Origin of the sequence: Chryseobacterium sp. (assembly GCF_041914225.1) — a bacterium.
Taxonomy (GTDB): Bacteria; Bacteroidota; Bacteroidia; order Flavobacteriales; family Weeksellaceae; genus Chryseobacterium.
In genome coordinates, this window is the sequence record NZ_JAYSDT010000009.1 from 83,707 (window position 1) to 100,804 (window position 17,098).

14 protein-coding genes are annotated in these 17,098 nt (G+C 35.6%); 9 read left to right on the forward strand and 5 right to left on the reverse strand.

Features of this window, described 5'->3' with window-relative positions; translation table 11 throughout:
• Positions 1 to 3 precede the first annotated feature (3 nt).
• From ACE3RB_RS06530 to ACE3RB_RS06560, 7 genes are all read left to right on the forward strand, one after another.
• Positions 4 to 2,403, forward strand: coding sequence for a hypothetical protein (locus ACE3RB_RS06530; protein ID WP_374463492.1), 2,400 nt, complete (start codon positions 4 to 6; stop codon positions 2,401 to 2,403).
• A 14-nt stretch (positions 2,404 to 2,417) separates the two neighbouring features.
• Positions 2,418 to 2,909 (forward strand): SMI1/KNR4 family protein, encoded by a 492-nt coding sequence (locus ACE3RB_RS06535; protein ID WP_374463493.1) that lies wholly within the window; start codon positions 2,418 to 2,420, stop codon positions 2,907 to 2,909.
• 396 nt (positions 2,910 to 3,305) lie between these two features.
• Positions 3,306 to 4,856 (forward strand): hypothetical protein, encoded by a 1,551-nt coding sequence (locus ACE3RB_RS06540; protein ID WP_374463494.1) that lies wholly within the window; start codon positions 3,306 to 3,308, stop codon positions 4,854 to 4,856.
• On the forward strand, positions 4,853 to 5,656 hold the full coding sequence (locus ACE3RB_RS06545) for a M14 family metallopeptidase (RefSeq protein ID WP_374463495.1): 804 nt from the start codon (positions 4,853 to 4,855) through the stop codon (positions 5,654 to 5,656). Before ACE3RB_RS06540 ends, ACE3RB_RS06545 begins: the two co-directional genes overlap by 4 nt.
• Positions 5,657 to 5,872: 216 nt before the next feature.
• Positions 5,873 to 6,793 carry a helix-turn-helix transcriptional regulator gene (locus ACE3RB_RS06550; RefSeq protein WP_374463496.1) on the forward strand — a complete coding sequence of 307 codons (921 nt, stop codon included), beginning with the start codon at positions 5,873 to 5,875 and terminating at the stop codon, positions 6,791 to 6,793.
• A 53-nt stretch (positions 6,794 to 6,846) separates the two neighbouring features.
• A complete protein-coding gene (locus ACE3RB_RS06555; RefSeq protein ID WP_374463497.1) occupies positions 6,847 to 7,467 on the forward strand; it encodes a hypothetical protein in 621 nt (206 codons plus the stop codon).
• Complete coding sequence (locus ACE3RB_RS06560; RefSeq protein ID WP_374463498.1) at positions 7,468 to 7,899, forward strand: nucleoside deaminase; 432 nt, start codon at positions 7,468 to 7,470, stop codon at positions 7,897 to 7,899.
• A 76-nt stretch (positions 7,900 to 7,975) separates the two neighbouring features.
• Here ACE3RB_RS06560 and ACE3RB_RS06565 read toward each other — a convergent pair whose 3' ends face one another.
• Positions 7,976 to 8,503: a GNAT family N-acetyltransferase gene (locus tag ACE3RB_RS06565; protein ID WP_374463499.1), complete on the reverse strand. Its 528-nt coding sequence runs from the start codon at positions 8,501 to 8,503 to the stop codon at positions 7,976 to 7,978.
• Positions 8,504 to 8,573: 70 nt separating this feature from the next.
• A complete protein-coding gene (locus tag ACE3RB_RS06570; RefSeq protein WP_374463500.1) occupies positions 8,574 to 9,332 on the reverse strand; it encodes a type III pantothenate kinase in 759 nt (252 codons plus the stop codon).
• Between the two features lie 279 nt (positions 9,333 to 9,611).
• Here ACE3RB_RS06570 and ACE3RB_RS06575 point away from each other — a divergent pair, with 279 nt between their 5' ends.
• Entirely contained in the window at positions 9,612 to 10,124 is a 513-nt protein-coding gene (locus ACE3RB_RS06575; protein ID WP_374463501.1) for a hypothetical protein, read from the forward strand.
• A 47-nt stretch (positions 10,125 to 10,171) separates the two neighbouring features.
• On the opposite strand, the gene ACE3RB_RS06580 is transcribed toward ACE3RB_RS06575, so the two are convergent.
• From ACE3RB_RS06580 to ACE3RB_RS06590, 3 genes are all read right to left on the reverse strand, one after another.
• A complete protein-coding gene (locus tag ACE3RB_RS06580) occupies positions 10,172 to 12,010 on the reverse strand; it encodes a M1 family metallopeptidase (RefSeq protein WP_374463502.1) in 1,839 nt (612 codons plus the stop codon).
• A gap of 226 nt (positions 12,011 to 12,236) precedes the next feature.
• On the reverse strand, positions 12,237 to 12,704 hold the full coding sequence (locus ACE3RB_RS06585) for a DinB family protein (RefSeq protein ID WP_374463503.1): 468 nt from the start codon (positions 12,702 to 12,704) through the stop codon (positions 12,237 to 12,239).
• A gap of 194 nt (positions 12,705 to 12,898) precedes the next feature.
• A complete protein-coding gene (locus tag ACE3RB_RS06590) occupies positions 12,899 to 14,590 on the reverse strand; it encodes a hypothetical protein (RefSeq protein ID WP_374463504.1) in 1,692 nt (563 codons plus the stop codon).
• A 304-nt stretch (positions 14,591 to 14,894) separates the two neighbouring features.
• Between ACE3RB_RS06590 and ACE3RB_RS06595 the strand changes: the two genes are divergently transcribed.
• Positions 14,895 to 17,090: a glutamine synthetase III gene (locus ACE3RB_RS06595; protein WP_374463505.1), complete on the forward strand. Its 2,196-nt coding sequence runs from the start codon at positions 14,895 to 14,897 to the stop codon at positions 17,088 to 17,090.
• Positions 17,091 to 17,098 lie beyond the last annotated feature (8 nt).

Below are 17,098 nucleotides of genomic sequence, written 5' to 3' on the forward strand. Positions count from 1 at the left end.
AAAATGAGTTTAGATATATTAAATAACAAAGGGAGTAGTAATCTGTCCGGATCTAAGCTCCTAACTGAAAACGACACTCAAAATGACTTTTTTAAAGAAAATTTTTTCACAAGTAAGACAACTTCTTTCGATGAAATAAGTGCATTTAAAAACAGTCCATTTGGACAATACTGGAATAAATTTTTACCATCCTGGGCAGTAGCAGATTATGGTCCTGCCAGAATCCTGAACGAATCTAATTTTAGCATTATAGATCTTTCACAAAAATTCAGTAATGCAAAAGCAACATTTTATAATGATTCAATTGGTGAAAACTGGGATGAAATAAAATTTAAGGTGTATGCCAATCCCAATGGCCAGGACATTTTAAAACAATATGCTAATGTTGATTTTAAACCGAATGACGACGAAGTTCTGTTTCTTATTGAAACCGATGACGGAAAATTTGACTTTGGAAAAATTGTCAGGGTAAAATTAGGAAAGAAAGCAGTAGAAAAACTTCAATTTCAATTTCCATTTCTAGGACAGACTAATGAAGAAGACCTTGCTGAAGAATTTTTAAAGCGTCCTTTTGAAATAAAAAATAATTCAAGTTTAGACTTTGTTGAAGCGGGCAAAGAAGTAAAACTTGATCCCAAGGAATTAAAAGATCTTTTGGCAAAGGCCATTAAATATGATTTTCAGCAGAAAAAATTTGATGACATGTCTTTATTTCTTGTATTTCTTCAGGGAAGTGAATATCTGGGTTTGAATATCCCTAAAAAAATACTGGAATTTTCACACTGGATGAGATCAAAAAAATATGATGAGGAAAAATACTGGAATGCTCTTTTAAATAAAGGATTTACTCCTGCTTTTCTCCCCAATGTTATAGTTCCTCAGAATAGAGAAGAAATAAAGGAGTCTATAAAAAATAAATTTAAAAAACAGATTGATGATGTTTCAAAATTCAATCAAAATGATGCTACTATAGAAAAAATATTTAAAGAGATCCTGAACAATCTTTTATTATATTTGTTTGAGAAATTTTCTTCTTTATTGGATGAGGGACTAAAAAAATTTGATGAGGTTTTACCAGAAGGAGAAATACTGAATGAGATATATAATCTCAATGCTTTTTTAGTTGGTCTTTGGAATGGATGTTTAGAATTTGTCGCAGGACTTATAGATTTAGTTTCTCTAGTAATGATGATCGCCAGAGACGGTGTTGGCTTCACGCTTACTGATGCATTGGGAGAGGCTTTTGAAAATCTTTTAAATGATCTTGTTTTTAACTTTGAGAATTTCATCAAAAAACTTTGGGCAAAGCTTATTACCGCATTAAAAGAATTTCCTGACTGGTACTTAAAGTATGGAACCAATCAATATTATTGGTATAAAAAACTTGGAGAGCTTACTCCTGATATACTTACTTTTCTTGTCCCAGCCTTGAAAGCCGGAAGAGCAGCCAAAGCAGCAGAAGAGGCTTCTGTATTAAAAAAAGCAGCTACTACAGCTGAAAAAGATTTAGAGTATCAAAAATACTTGGATGGATATTATGAATCGCTAAGAAAGCAATCAGATGATTTTTCTAAGAAATTAGAAGAGCAGTCAGCAAGACAAGAGGCTAAAGAAGCTTTTGATAATGCAGAGAAAGAATTAGATGATAAAATTTCAAATAAAAAAAGTTCTGAAAAGGATTCTAGAAAAGTATTAGATGAAAAAATAAAAGAAAGAAAAAAATTCAGATACACAGATCCTAATATACGTAAAATAGAAGCCAAATTAAACCAAGCCAGAAAAAGTTTTCAAAGACAAAGAGCCGGATTGGACTTTAGAAAAGTAAAATACGAGTGGTATTATGGAAAATTATCAAATAAGATTGAAAAGGTTGTGTTATCATTTGAAGAGATCAAAATTCTAACAAAATTAAAAAGTGGAAAGGCTCAATTTACAAATATTGCAAATGCAGAATTGGAAATAACTTATAATGGTCGAATAATTTTTTCTAAACAAGATTATTGGGCAAGTGCTTCTAAAAAAGATTTGATGAGTAATGGAAAAGGCATTGAAAAGACAGTAGAAAATGTTGAAGGTGAATTTTTTAAAGACAGCGCTCTAAAACCTGCTAGATCGAGAATTGATGATTCAGAAGTAAAGATTACAGCATTAGTAGATGAAGATATTGCCAGAGTTGCAACAGAACATAATATTGATATAGAAAAATTAGAAATAAAATTAAGAATTCTCACTACTTATGACCCATGTAATGTTTGTAAAAGGGAAATTCTCAGCCGTGCAATAACTTACCCTAAATCACAAATTACGATAGCAAGACCTATGTATAAAAACAGTAAAAATATCATTGAGCCCGTTTACAATAATGAAACTTTTGAAATGTTCTTACAACAAAATAAACACTAAAAATATAATATATTATGAGCTTACAATATTTTAAAGAACTTAATGAATATCTTATAAAGAATAAATGGAACAACAGCAATGTTTCTCTTGCTTCAATAAATCAACTGGAAATAAAAATTAATAAAGAATTTCCAAAAGCTTATAAAGAATTTTTGGAATTAACAGGAAAGCACTTTTATCCTATTCATAACTCAAATACGGGTTTAGGAGGAACTTTTGATTTTTTGGAATCCGCAAATAAAAATGCTAAAGAACAATTAAAAGATTATGGATTACAAAATATGATTAAGCGAGACTTTTGGACAATTGCAGAGTCTGATGGCTCTATTTACATCCATTATATATTTTTTGATGAAGGAGACAATCCCCCCGTTTATGGGCTTGATATGGAAGGTTATACGGATGACAGCATGAATTCGCAAGAGTTTCATAAAAAAATAGCTAATAGCTTTACTGAATACATCCAAAATTCTATTAATGGATATAATCATAAACTGGATAAATAGAAAGAATAACACGTTATATTTTGTAGCATTAAATCCATTATTTTATAAATATTGTCGTCTGACAAGGATACCTTAATTATAAAAAGATTAAAAAGTTCTCCAGCTATTATTCATAGCTGGAGAACTTTCTTTTAATTTCAGACTCTCTATTCTAATAAACTTCCCACAAAATTAAAAACACGTCAAGTTTTGTCGTTTTCCCAAACTACTTTTGGAGCATAAACAAAGACACAACAAATAATCATTAAAATTTTAAAAACTCTTTGAATTCAGCATTCACAACATACTGAGCAACCACGACTATGTTTGAAAATCTAAAGCTTGAAACATAATCAGCTTTAAAAACTGAGCTTCTCTAACTTAACTATTTAATACAAAAATCACCAAATTTTTATTATGAAAACAAAAGAAGAATTAAAAAAATATTTTGAAAACGGAGATATTCCAGTACAGGAAGAATTCTGGGATTGGCAGGATTCTTACTGGCATAAAAACGATTTGATTCCGCTAAACCAAATTCAAAATAGCGGCCAAATTATACAGCAAAACAGCAGTTTCAATGATTATATGAATCCAACCCTGGAAGTTGGAGCACTGGCAATTTCCGGGTCTGTCGGGTTTCCCACAGGATCAACTATAAGAGGAAGGACGGATTCTTTTTTAGATATCATCTATGCCAACCAAATTGAACTTCTGGGTGATATGTTATTGCAAACTATTTTCTATTATACCGATACAAATGTTTTTATTTCAAAACAGGATATAAACGCAAAAACATTTACGCCAACCATCCCTGCAACAGCAAAGAAATGGAAAGTTTCCCTGCATCATATTGACAAAACGCAAACAGTTACCCAGTCAGAATTAAATGCAATTAAGATTAATTGCTACTCATCTAAATCTGTTACATTTAATGATATTGTAGAAAATGCAAAAGCTTCTATAAAAGTCATATCAGAATACAATAATTTAGAAATTAATTTAGGAGAAAATATCCCTACAGAAATCGGCAGGATAGCAGTAAATAATGGGTTCAATTCTACCTCTGACACAGGGATAAGAACAGCTTTAATTTCTGTAATTTCCGGTAAATATTTGATTAGTCAGAAATCAGGATATAAAATATCCCGTGTTGTTTTCTATAAGGATGGAATATTTGCCAACCAGAATGTTACGACCAATGATTTTTCAGTAGATAATTTGACCTCTAATCAGGTGAGAATAGTTTTTGAAAAGAATACTCCAACAGATATCATTACCGAGCAGGAGCGCCTTGATTTCACATATGTTTTAAAAAATGTCAGTGCCAGTAAGTATGATCAGTTATTAAATGAAAGTAAAAAAAGCAAGCCTCTTCCATCTGCGATTTATACGATCAATGAACAGGTTGCCATCCTAAATACCAATGATACCGACATCAATTTTGATTTAGCTAACCGTAAGATCATAATTTCCGGAGGAGCAATCATTGACACAGGAAACACAACTGTAGGGAGAATTAGTCTGCCCATTTCAACTGCGGGTATAGATATGCCTTCTGCTATAACAGCTTGTGTTGTATTGTATAATAAAACGAACAATACAATCATTGTTCAAAGCCAGACATCCGCTCCTTTGTTAAACCATTTGGTTTTATTTACTTACCGGTATAGTGGTGCCTTCACCAGTTTTTACATCACCGGCCTGAAAAATTATTCTGTAAACGGAGTTCCCGCATCTCAAAAGGATACCCGGCAAATGAATAAATTTGCAGTCGACAATTTCGGAATTAAATATTGGAGTGCTCCGGTTTATCCTGCCTTCAATCCTTTAACTCTTACATCAGATGTTCTTTACCCAATGTATGATCGTGTAATAGCGCCCTTCTCAAATAATGTCACTAAAACAGTTATTGGCCAGACAGAAGGTCCTCACCTTATGATATTTTGCGGATTGATATTTCATTGAACAGAAAAACGCCACCAACACAAAGACGCAGAAAGCCTCGTATATTCGTATGTGCCGGTACACATGGAGGCGAAAAATTAAGTGTTTACACAACCTATTTATTTTTTAAACTGTTGCTTGAAAATCCTAATAAAGATGAGATGATAGATGCTTTACGTACTAACTATGACTGGACATTGATTCCTTTGGTTAACCCATATGCGTTAAACGTTGGAAATGTGGGTGGCACAGAATCGGTAAGATGGAATCATAACGGTGTGGATATTAACAGAAATTTTGATTATCGCTGGGCAGAATATGCAGACGGTGGCGCCGGCTCACAATCCTATAAAGGAACGGCACCATTTAGCGAAAAAGAATCACAATTGGTAAGGGATACTTTTAATGCTATTAAAACAGATACTGTGTTATTTATTGACTGTCATAATTTTGGGTCGGGAGTAAATATTGATTATCGGGCAGCCTGGTTTGCATCATCATTTAATACTGTTCAGAATGCCATCTATTCATTATGTGACAGATTAGATGCTGAAATAAGGAAACGATATAGTTATTTAGCCGATAAAGATCTGCTTGCTTTTTCAGATATTGATGGCAGCTCTCCGATGTCTCAGGCCTGGATGGGGAATCAGCAGGTAGTAGCAATGACAATGGAGACTGATCAGAGTGATTACTACAATCCAACAGATCCAACATCCTTTAACAGCAATGTCATTACAAGAAGCATAGAAACCTATGTAAATACATTTTATTCGATGGGTAAATATGCCGTCGATTTTTATAACAGCAGAATGTACTAACCAATATAATATCAATACATAACTTTAAAGTTCAAAAACTAATAACCATTAATATAAGTATTGGGAGCATTCCAACCTGAGTGTTTTAAGAATATTATCCCATAAATTTCCAACAAAAAAATAAAACACGACACGTTTTGTCGCATGAACCGCATATATTTGTCTTATAAAACTTTACCATGAATCGCAGCGCTGCTGCACCCTAAAAATAGAGAAATGAAGAAAGATTTTTATCTGACAAGATATGCCTTAATTATTAAAAGATTAGAAAGTTCTCCGGCTACCTATTCACAGCTGGAGGACTATCTTTTAAACTCTTTTGAATTCCAGGATGCAGGAATCAAGAGCTACTCTATCCGTACTCTGCAAAGGGATATCCGGGAGATCTCAGATCTTTTCAATCTCTCCATTCATAACAAAAAGAAGGGTGACAACCGGTATTATATCGAGAGCCGCCCGATTATGGAAGTGGATGAATACAATCAGAAACTTCTTGAATCTTTCCAGGTAAGCAATGCGCTGAACCTTCACCCGGATTTTTCAGATTTTATCTTTTTTGAAAGCCGCAAACCTACGGGGGTGGAACATTTTTATGACCTGTTCTTTGCCATCAGGAATAAAAGAGTGGTGACTTTTGAGCACTACAATTATAAAAACAAACTGATGACCTCCAGGAAAGTGCATCCTTTGGCTTTAAAAGAATCTAAAGACCGATGGTATCTTATTGCCATCGATACAAAAGATAAAGTTTTAAAATCATTCGGGCTTGACAGGATCAATTATCTTGATGTGGCCAAAAATCAGTTCAGGGAAAAATACAAATACAACTTCAGAGAGCATTTTAAAAACGCATTCGGAGTCATGAATCTGGCAGAACAGAAACCACAGAATATCGTATTGAAATGCAGCCGCCATCAGGGAGAATATATCAGAAGTTTCCCACTTCATCAATCCCAGAAAGAGACCAGAGAAACTCCGGATGAAATCTATTTTGAGTTCTTCCTCCATCCTACTTATGACTTTATGCAGGAGATTCTTTCTTATGGAAAAGAAGTAACCGTTCTGGAACCGAAAGCTTTAGTTGAAGAAATCCGCAATCATTTACAGGAATCTTTGAACCGTTATCTTGAAAGCTGATCATAAAGAACTTATTTCATATTTTTTGTTATATTTACATAAATATACCCTTATTGAAAACTTTATTCATTGGCATCAGCTGTTTTATTTCTACCTTTTTTCTCGCTCAGCAGAAAGAAGAGTTCAGGCTTGTAAAGAGCTATTATAACCAGCACAGAAACATGCTGAATAAAGAATTCAAAAAGAAATTTGATGCAGAGTCCAATGCCGTAAAAAAAGCAGAGATTAAAGGTGATTTTCTTTTTTTCATGAAAAAAATGGACAGCATTGAAAATAATGCGATGATTGGAGCTTTATTAAAAGTCAGAAATCTGGAAGACCTTCAGACCATCAGAAATCCCGGTTTTCAAACCTCATCTGGAAAGTTTTCAGACGCTGAAAAGATTGCAGATTACCCGGGCGGGATCAATTCTTTGAGGCAGGAAGTTGCCAATCTCCTGTATGTTGATGGGGTATATTCTGAGGAAAAAACGATAAAAACGGATGTGGATTTTATTGTCGAAAAAGATGGAACAGTCAGCAATGTTCATGCAAAGGGTGATAATTTTACCTTTAACAGGCAGGCGGAAATTGCTCTATATTCTCTGGCAGAAAAATTTTCTCCGGCAACAATAAAAGGCGATCCTACTACCTATCGTTTCAAACTTCCTTTAACTTTAACGATAACGGACTAAATGTTTACCGACGAATATTACATGAAAATGGCGCTGCAGGAAGCAGAGTCCGCTTTAGAAAAAGATGAGGTCCCTATCGGATGTGTGGTGGTTTCCAACAACCGGATTATTGCAAGAGCCCATAATCTTACTGAAACACTGAACGATGTTACCGCCCATGCAGAAATGCAGGCCATAACTTCGGCAGCTAACTTTCTTGGAGGAAAATATTTAAAAGACTGCACATTGTATGTAACCATGGAACCTTGTGTCATGTGCTCAGGAGCGCTTTCCTGGTCTCAGATTTCCAAAGTTGTTATTGGAGCGCGTGATGAACAGAGAGGTTTTATCAATAAACATCTTTCTCTCCATCCGAAAACAGAAGTTATCACAGGGATTATGGAAGCAGAATGCTCTTCTATTGTTAAAGAATTCTTTAAAAGCAAAAGATAATTTAAAAACAGAAAGCCGGAGAATAGTTAAATATTCCCGGCTTTTACCTTATAATTTTATCCTGTTAAGATTTCTTCTACTCTTTTAAAATACAGTATCTCACCAGATCAAAATATTCTCCATCCTTTTTCACCTCCTGTATGAGAACCGCCTCCTGCTTCATTCCTATTTTCTCCATAATTCTTCCGGAAGCGGGATTATGAGGGAAATGAGTAGCAAAGATTTTATGAAAATTCAATTCATTAAAACCAAAATCTATTAAGGCTTTTGCAGCCTCGGTTACATACCCTTTATTCCAGTAAGGAATTCCTATCCAATAGCCTAATTCCGCTTTATCATCATCCTGATCGTGAAGCCCAATCGCTCCAATGATCTGCCCCTCTTTATTCCTGATTCCAAAAATATATCCGGTATGATTATCAAAGGCTTCCTTAGACATTTTCAGCCACATCCTGGCATCATTTTCTACATAAGGATAAGGAATATTAGAGGTAAGATCAGAAAAAATTCTATGCTGGAGATATTCAACGATAAAAGGAATATCCTTCTCCTCCAGTTCTGATAGAATAAGCCTTTCTGTATGTATAATCGGAAATTTTTTCATTATTTTAAAATTAAGATTGAGGTGAAGACTAAGGTATTACCCGGATTCAACCTGAACCTTAATCTTTCATTTATAAATCTTTCCCAAGGAAATAAAGTCCCTTCAGGGTGTGAAGCCTGTCCATCACATGAATTTTATCTGTCAAAGGTTTATAGATATGAGAAACTCCTCCTGTTGCAACTACAAAGCAATCATCATTTACTTCTTCATTGATACGGCTGACAAAGCCTTCTACCATTCCCAGGAAGCCATATACCATTCCGCTTTGCATACAGGTTACGGTGTCCAGGCCCAGGACAGATTTTGGTTTCTTCAGTTCGATATCCGGGAGCTGAGCGGTTTGGTTGATCAGAGAATTCAGAGAAGTAACAATTCCGGGAGCAATAATTACGCCCAGGGTCTCTCCGTTTTCCGCTACACAACTTGCCGTAAGAGCAGTTCCGAAATCGATGATAATCTTTTTCTTGCCAGGATATAAATTATGTGCAGCTACAAGGTTCGCATAGATATCGGTTCCCATCTGCTTGGATTTAGCCTGTACTGCCGAGGGAGTATTGCGATCGACAATCACAGGGGTAGTTCCGTGAATTTTTTTGATTCCCGAGCTCATTACTTTGGTAAGCTGAGGTACCACTGATCCGATGATAACCTTATCGATTTCTTTGGGTTCAATTTTATAAGTCTGATAAAGCATCAGCATCTGTACATAAAGTTCGTCTGCTGTTCTGTATGGTTTTGTATTGATTACCCACGAAATATCACAATTATCACCATTGAAAAGACCAAATCTGATATTGCTGTTCCCTACGTTGATTACGATTGAATTCATTGACATATTTTTCAGAAGAAATTCATTATATATAATTGAAATTCCTGCTTGATTTTGAGGGATTAAATTTAATCATTTTTAAAAAAAGAACCTGTCATTATCAAAACTAAATTACAATGACACTTATTTTTTCTTTCTCCGGAACAATTCAGTATATTTAAAACACAATATTATTATTCTGACTATCTTATGAAAAAACTGATCCTCGGTACTTTATTATGCTTCGGCGTTTGTATTTTTGCGCAATCCGGCAACTCAATGGCAAGCGTTTTACAAAAAATGAAGAGTCAGTCAAAAATTGATCCTCAGGATAAAGTAGTTTATGATCTGATGGATGAATTCTATCAAAAAAATCTTCAGGCTGACAATGATGAAGTAACTCCTGAACTTGCACACAGAATTCAAAATGCAGTTTCTGATCCTAATACCAAAAATATACACCTGCTTTACCTTCTTCTGATGTATCAGCAGCATATCAGCCAGACTGTAGCGCAAGGAAAAAGTTCAAATCCTGTATTTCAGATTGAAACCATGAATCTCCTGGAAAGCGAAACAAAAGAAGTATATGGAAAGCTCCCGGCAATCATTTACATTTTTAAAGCGGAGGCCTTGGATAGCGGCTCCAAAAAAGAAGAAGCAAAAATTACGGTTGCAAACGGGTTAAAAGAATATCCGGATTCTATTCCTTTAAAGGTTTATAGTTATTTAAACACCCAGGATGAAGCTTTGAGGCAGGATCTCATCCAAAATCATCCCAATCACTGGATGGTACAGCAATTTGGAATAAAATAAAAAATCCACAGACTCATCTGTGGATTTTTCTTTGTATATATTTATCGTTATTTCACCTCTACAAAATTATTTTCCATATTCACATCAGCAATTCTCTGGCTGAAATCAATTCCAAGAACAGATAACTGAGATTTTGTATAAGGAATAGTAAGGGTATATTCTTTCTGAGTCCATGGCCAGTAAGGCATTGTCTTAAACTCACCATAAATATCCTTTTCTTTCCATGTATGGGTCATATTCATTGGGATCTGATAAGTAACGATTTTCTTATCCGTTGTCATCACTCCGAAATCAATTGGCATTGGCACCTGGCCATTATTAACCAGGGTAATCGTGGTTGACTTTGCGTCGTACTTTACATCTTTAATTCCGTAATCGATGGTTTTTATCGTATTGATCCAGTAATTGTGGAACCATTTCAGATCCATACCGGAAACTTTCTGCGCAATATGAAGGAAATCCCTGTCTGAAGGATGCTTCATGCTCCACTGGTCATAATATTGCTTCAGGGTTTCGGCAAGATTTTGCTCACCCATAATGTATCCAAGCTGTACCAGATACAATTCACCTTTTACATAAGAAGCAAAGGTATAAGATGTACCGTTATCGTGATGATCCCCTAACCAAACTGCAGGTTCTTCAATTCCTTTTTTAACGAACTTTCTGTAAGCATCTAATCTTTCAACAAAAGGATTCGGAAGATCTTCAGGGAATAGCTGATACATTGTATAACCTTCTGCATAACTTGTGAAACCTTCATCCATCCACGGGCGTACAGACTCGTTGGTGGCGAGCATCTGCTGATACCAGGAGTGGGATCCTTCGTGAGCCATTAAGCCCATTAAATCTTTAATGCTTTTAGCTTCCCCTAAAATCATGGTACACATCCCATACTCCATTCCGCCATCTCCTCCCTGGATAAATGCATAAGTAGGATATACATATTTCCCGAAGTGGGAATTCATGATCTGGAAATACTTGGTAATATAAGGCTGTGCTTCACCCCATGCTTTTGTTTTATCATTTTTCTGATATACCAGATATACTTTCGGACCTTCCGGAACATTGAAGCTTTCTACAGAATAATCCCTGTCTGCACTCCATGCAAAATCAAGGATGTTTTTTGCAGTCCATTTCCAGGTTGCTTTTTTATCTTTTTCAGTTTTTACTTTAGCATTGGTATCATATCCTTTTACTTCCATTGGATTCTCAAGAATACCTCCCGCTCCCACTACATAATCTTTATTGATTTTAATGGTAACATCAAAATCAGAGAACGGCGCATGAAATTCTCTTCCCAGATAATCAAAAGTTGCCCAGCCGTCATAATCGTATTCTGCAATTTTCGGATACCATTGCGTCATCGTCATATCCACTCCTTCTTTGTTGTTTCTTCCGCTTCTTCTAATCTGCTGAGGGATCACGGAATCCCAATCCATTGTAAAGGTAGTGGTAGAATTCGGTTTGATGGGTTCAGCCAGATACACTTTCATAATGGTTTCCTGAACTTCAAACTTCAGGTCTTTCCCATTCTGCTTAATCCAGTGAATATTCTGAGCACCTTCCTGATCTTTCGGAATGGAAGCAAGTCTTGAAATGCCATCTTTCTGCAGCCTTGAGTCTCCGTTTTTCCCCTGGGAAGCCACTCTCTGATCCATCATGGAATTAGGCTTGAAAGCATTCCAGTATAAATGAAAATAAACCACATTCAGCTCATCCGGTGAATTGTTGGTGTATTCTATCGTTTGTTTTCCCTGGTAGGTAAATTTTTCAGCATTGACATCTATATCCATCTTGTACTTCGCAGCCTGCTGATAGTAAGCTCCTTGCTGAGCCTGAAATTGTGAAATGATAAACGCAAAAATGATTGCAGCCGATTTTCTCATTTAAAATTTTATTTTTTCTAAAGGTAGGTAATTTAAATAAGAACCTCAAATAGGAGTTATTGTGAGATTTTATTCTGTTTAATATGGTTTTAGATGAATTTTAATCCACATTGTTAAAATAGAAATCTATGAAGATAAAGTGATTTATTTTATCAACCACAAATGACACGGGTTTTCACAGATGATTGTGGGTAGTTTTTTGATACAGTAAGAATTGATGTGCCTATTAGTTCTTCAACAGTTTTTTAATTAAAGTAATCTGTCCCAGATGGTAGTAGCTGTGCTCAATCATTCCGTCTATATTTCTTTGGTAAGTTCCGTATTTTTCATCTACAAAAACCTCATCAAGCTTAGAATCGGGCATCTGTTCCAGCAATGCTGCAAACTTTTCAGCATCTTTCCAGAGCTTATTCAACAGTTCTTCCCATTGTTCCTGGGATTCTATGGGAGGAAGATCAAAACTGAATTTGTCTTTGATTTCAAGATCACCGCCTTCAAAAACATTGATAATCCCTGCAATATAATAATCAATATGAAAAGTAAGCATTGCAATCGTATTCAGAGAATCAATTTTTGCCACGGCCTGTTCCCAGCTCACATCCGAAAGCTGATCTTTAAAATTGGTATTGGCGATCCAGAAACCATCCAGCAAAACTTCTCGGAATCTTTTTGATAATTGTGATACTGAACTCATGGTATTATATTATTTATGTTTCCTAAAGATAAGTTTTTATTTAAACACAAATTTCACCAATGAAAAACCACTATTTTAAACACAATAAAATAAGACATTTCGTGCAAATAAACGGGTGATATTTGTGTTAGATAAGTATAAAAAGCCTCAGATACAAAAGTACCTGAGGCCAATATTATAATGTTAAATTACAATTATTTTTTAGCTGAAGCTTCTTTTTTTCCGCTTCTTAAAATCTTTTCAAGGATTCTTAAAGTAATCAGGTATGTTGGCTTCACTCCTGTAAGTCCAAGACCTCCTGAAGAAAGTGTACTTCCTGTTTCCAGCGGATTATCCGATGCATAATAAGCATAGCATACGAACAGATCCGGTGAAATATGATGTCTGATCTTGGAAGCTACCTGAATGGCTTTCTGATAATGTGCCCCTTCCATTTCAAGACCAATAGCTTTCCATGAAGTGTTCATAAAGTAAGAAAGAATGTCCTTGTTCTGAAGAGAGGTTCCCAGAACGGTAATCATTGGACCTTCAAAAGCCCTTAGCTCATCATCGATGAAATCTTCCAGTTTTAAAGCATTTTCAAAAGGATAGTTATCTGCAGTTCCTTCAAAGATATGAGAAGTAGGAATCATGATATCTCCTTTCGCTCCGGTAAGAATACCTGCTTTCCCCATGATGGAAACGGATTTTACATGCATCATGTATACTTCTCCCTTATGTTCAAAAGGTCTCAGCAATTCATCCATCACCTCGAAAGCCTGTTCCCCGAAAGCATAATCAAAAACCATTACAACATCATCTCCGGAGAACTTGATGTCTGCAAACGGAGTATTCTTCAGATCTGTTTTGCTGAGGTCTATGATCTGGACATCAATATTACTTCCACTCTTGTCCGCAATATGAATCATCCCTTCCTCCAAAGCATATTTTAAAACTTTATCACGAAGTTCTTTCTTGTTTGAAATCTCTTCATACAGCTTATAATCAACTTCATGATGTTGTTTCTTCTTAAGTGCATGATTGGCATACAGCATATTTTTCACTGAATGCATATTGGCAGAAATAATATGCAGGGGACGCATGTGAAGGTTATTTTCAAATAAAACCTCTTTCACCTTGTTAGCCCATTTTTCACCAAAATAATGGTGTCCCACTCTCTCTTTTAATATAGAGCTGAAATAAATTTCTCTTTCTCGGCTTCCTTTTGCATCCTCAAGACTTACTTTTCCTAAGTTGTAAATAATTTTGAAAAGACGGTCAGGATTATGATCATCACCAAAGGTATTGTAGGCTCTTAATGTTTCATCAAAAGATCTTCCTATTAAAGAAGAAAGGTGAATAAGCGCCACTTCTTTTTCTTTTCTGCTGAATTTCTTTTCTCCCTTCACCACTTCTTCAATAATTTTGAAAGCACGTGTCGGTTTCCAGTTTTCATCCTGGATGAATGCCAGGTTACGGATTTTATCAGCTTCTATAAACAGGAATGTCAGGTGGGTAAGAATGTCATAAATTTCGGAACGGCCCAAAAGAACCTCAATATTCATCTGGTGTTCGTCTATTCTATAACAGTTTCTTCTTCTTTTCTTTGGAACAATAGGTTCGAAACTTCCTTTATCAAACCCTTCATCAGATGTAAGATGAATAAAAGCACATTCTTCAATTCCTTCCGGAAGCCTGTCTAAAACATACATCAAACCGTCCAATTCCAATTTGCTAGGAATATTCATGGTTCCGTAAATTTCCGGATTGATGGTTTTCAACAAACTTCTGATACTCTCTCCTGAAACTCCTCCCGGCTTGAAAAATCCTCTATAAAACAGGTGTCTCATAGAGATGTATAACCTTTCAATAGCCTCTGTTGTTTCTCTTGCTCTAGAATTTGTCATAAAATAAATTTCACACAAATATACGAAATCTTTACCCACTTTATTTTAACTGTCTTTTAATAAGTACCTTAATCCTCTTACATGATTGTTAATTGTACAATATGTAGTATATTTACTCTATATTCTATAAACAGGCTGAAAATCTCACATTTTAAACATTAACTCACCAAACACCCCTGTTAAAAAACACCAAAAATTTGTTTAAATTGTATAAATTTTCAAAATACCCCTTAAATTTTCAGGGTTAAAATATTTTCAATTCATTTTTTTTTGTAAATTTGCCCTGTAAAAAATCAACCCATTTATGTCAACCTTAAGATTCAAAGCGTTAGAAACCCTACCATTTAAGGATTTCAGAAGAGATAACTCTATTGAAGTGCCTGTGAAATTATCAGAATTATTCTGCCAGAATGTTTTCTCAGAAGAAACAATGAGAGAATATTTAACGAAAGAAGCATTCCAGTCTATTATGGATGCAGTAAAAAAAGGGACTAAAATCCAGAGACACATTGCAGACCAGGTAGCTGTAGCAATGAAAGACTGGGCAATGAGCAAAGGAGTAACTCACTATACTCACTGGTTTCAGCCTTTGACAGGGACAACCGCAGAAAAGCACGATTCTTTCTTCACTCCTATCGAAGGAGGAAGAGCTATTGAAAGATTCAGCGGAAACTTATTGATTCAGCAGGAACCGGATGCATCTTCTTTCCCGAACGGGGGAATCAGAAACACGTTCGAGGCAAGAGGTTATACCGCATGGGACCCTACTTCTCCGGCTTTCATCATGGGAACTACATTGTGCATCCCATCCATCTTCATCTCTTATACAGGAGAAACTTTAGATTATAAAGCACCCCTTTTAAGAGCTTTGAACGCTGTGGACGAAGCTGCAACCAACGTAATGCAGTATTTCGATAAAAATGTAACAAAAGTAACTCCTACTTTAGGTTGGGAGCAGGAATATTTCCTTGTAGATTCAGCATTATACCAATCCCGTCCGGACCTTGTATTAACAGGTAAAACATTACTGGGACACTCTCCAGCAAAAGGACAGCAGCTTGATGACCACTATTTCGGTTCAATTCCTACAAGAGTAATGAACTTCATGAAGGAGCTGGAAATCGAATGTATGAAATTAGGTATTCCTGTAACTACAAGACACAACGAGGTAGCTCCAAACCAATTTGAGCTGGCTCCAATGTTTGAGGAAGTAAACGTTGCTGTAGACCACAACTCTTTGTTGATGGATATCATGGCAAGAATTGCTCACAGACACCACTTCCATATTTTATTCCACGAAAAACCATTCGCAGGAGTAAACGGAAGCGGAAAGCACAATAACTGGTCTTTAGCTACAGATACAGGTGAAAACTTATTAAGCCCGGGAAAAAACCCTAAGAAGAACTTACAGTTCTTAACTTTCTTTGTTAACACGATCAAAGCAGTTCATGAGTATGCTGATCTTTTAAGAGCAAGTATCGCATCTGCAAGCAACGACCACAGATTAGGTGCAAACGAAGCTCCACCGGCAATTATCTCCGTATTCATCGGAAGCCAGCTGTTCAGCGTTTTGGAAGAACTTGAAAAAGTAACCAATGGAAAACTATCTCCGGAAGAAAAAACAGAATTAAAATTAAATGTAGTAGGAAAGATTCCTGAAATTTTATTAGACAATACTGATAGAAACAGAACTTCTCCATTTGCATTTACAGGAAATAAATTTGAGATCAGAGCGGTAGGTTCTTCTGCAAACTGCGCAGAGTCTATGACGGTGATGAATACCATTGCAGCAAAACAATTGAACGATTTCAAGAAAGAAGTTGATGCTTTAATTGAAACCGGACTGAAGAAAGACGAAGCCATCTTTAATGTATTGAGAGAGTACATCAAGCAGTGTAAAAACATTATGTTTGAAGGTGACGGATATTCTGATGACTGGGCAAAAGAAGCCAAGAAAAGAGGATTGAACAACCTTAAGACAACTCCTGAAGCTTTAAAACAGGAAATGGATAAGAAATTCCTGGATCTTTATGAAGAGATGGGAATTTTCACCCACAGAGAAGTTGAGGCAAGAAACGAAATCAAATTAGAAAAATATTCTACAGTTATTGATATTGAAGCAAGAGTTTTAAGTGATATCGCAAGAAACCACATCATTCCTTCTGCATTAAATTATCAGAACAGATTAATTGAAAACGTAAAAGGTCTTAAAGAAATCTTTGGAGATAAAGAATTCAAGTCGCTGGCAAAAGAACAGATGAGTTTAATTACAAGCATTTCTGAAAATGTTTCTAAAATTAAGCTTGGTGTAGAAGATCTTATCAAAGCCAGAGAAGCAGCAAAAAGCATATCAGACAGCCAAAAACAGGCAGAAAGCTATTGTAATAAAGTAAAACCGTTATTTGATACAATCAGAGAAGCTTCTGATGCATTGGAAATGATGGTTGACGATGAGCTTTGGCCGATGACAAAATACAGAGAAATGTTGTTTACAAAATAACACCTGTA

Excerpts from the sequence above, each read along its gene's own strand:
- ACE3RB_RS06530 (WP_374463492.1), top strand. The coding sequence starts at position 4 with ATGAGTTTAGATATATTAAATAACAAAGGGAGTAGTAATCTGTCCGGA.
- ACE3RB_RS06535 (WP_374463493.1), top strand. The coding sequence starts at position 2,418 with ATGAGCTTACAATATTTTAAAGAACTTAATGAATATCTTATAAAGAAT.
- ACE3RB_RS06540 (WP_374463494.1), top strand. The coding sequence starts at position 3,306 with ATGAAAACAAAAGAAGAATTAAAAAAATATTTTGAAAACGGAGATATT.
- ACE3RB_RS06550 (WP_374463496.1), top strand. The coding sequence starts at position 5,873 with ATGAAGAAAGATTTTTATCTGACAAGATATGCCTTAATTATTAAAAGA.
- ACE3RB_RS06560 (WP_374463498.1), top strand. The coding sequence starts at position 7,468 with ATGTTTACCGACGAATATTACATGAAAATGGCGCTGCAGGAAGCAGAG.
- ACE3RB_RS06565 (WP_374463499.1), bottom strand. The coding sequence starts at position 8,503 with ATGAAAAAATTTCCGATTATACATACAGAAAGGCTTATTCTATCAGAA.
- ACE3RB_RS06570 (WP_374463500.1), bottom strand. The coding sequence starts at position 9,332 with ATGAATTCAATCGTAATCAACGTAGGGAACAGCAATATCAGATTTGGT.
- ACE3RB_RS06575 (WP_374463501.1), top strand. The coding sequence starts at position 9,612 with ATGAAGAGTCAGTCAAAAATTGATCCTCAGGATAAAGTAGTTTATGAT.
- ACE3RB_RS06580 (WP_374463502.1), bottom strand. The coding sequence starts at position 12,010 with ATGAGAAAATCGGCTGCAATCATTTTTGCGTTTATCATTTCACAATTT.
- ACE3RB_RS06585 (WP_374463503.1), bottom strand. The coding sequence starts at position 12,704 with ATGAGTTCAGTATCACAATTATCAAAAAGATTCCGAGAAGTTTTGCTG.
- ACE3RB_RS06590 (WP_374463504.1), bottom strand. The coding sequence starts at position 14,590 with ATGACAAATTCTAGAGCAAGAGAAACAACAGAGGCTATTGAAAGGTTA.
- ACE3RB_RS06595 (WP_374463505.1), top strand. The coding sequence starts at position 14,895 with ATGTCAACCTTAAGATTCAAAGCGTTAGAAACCCTACCATTTAAGGAT.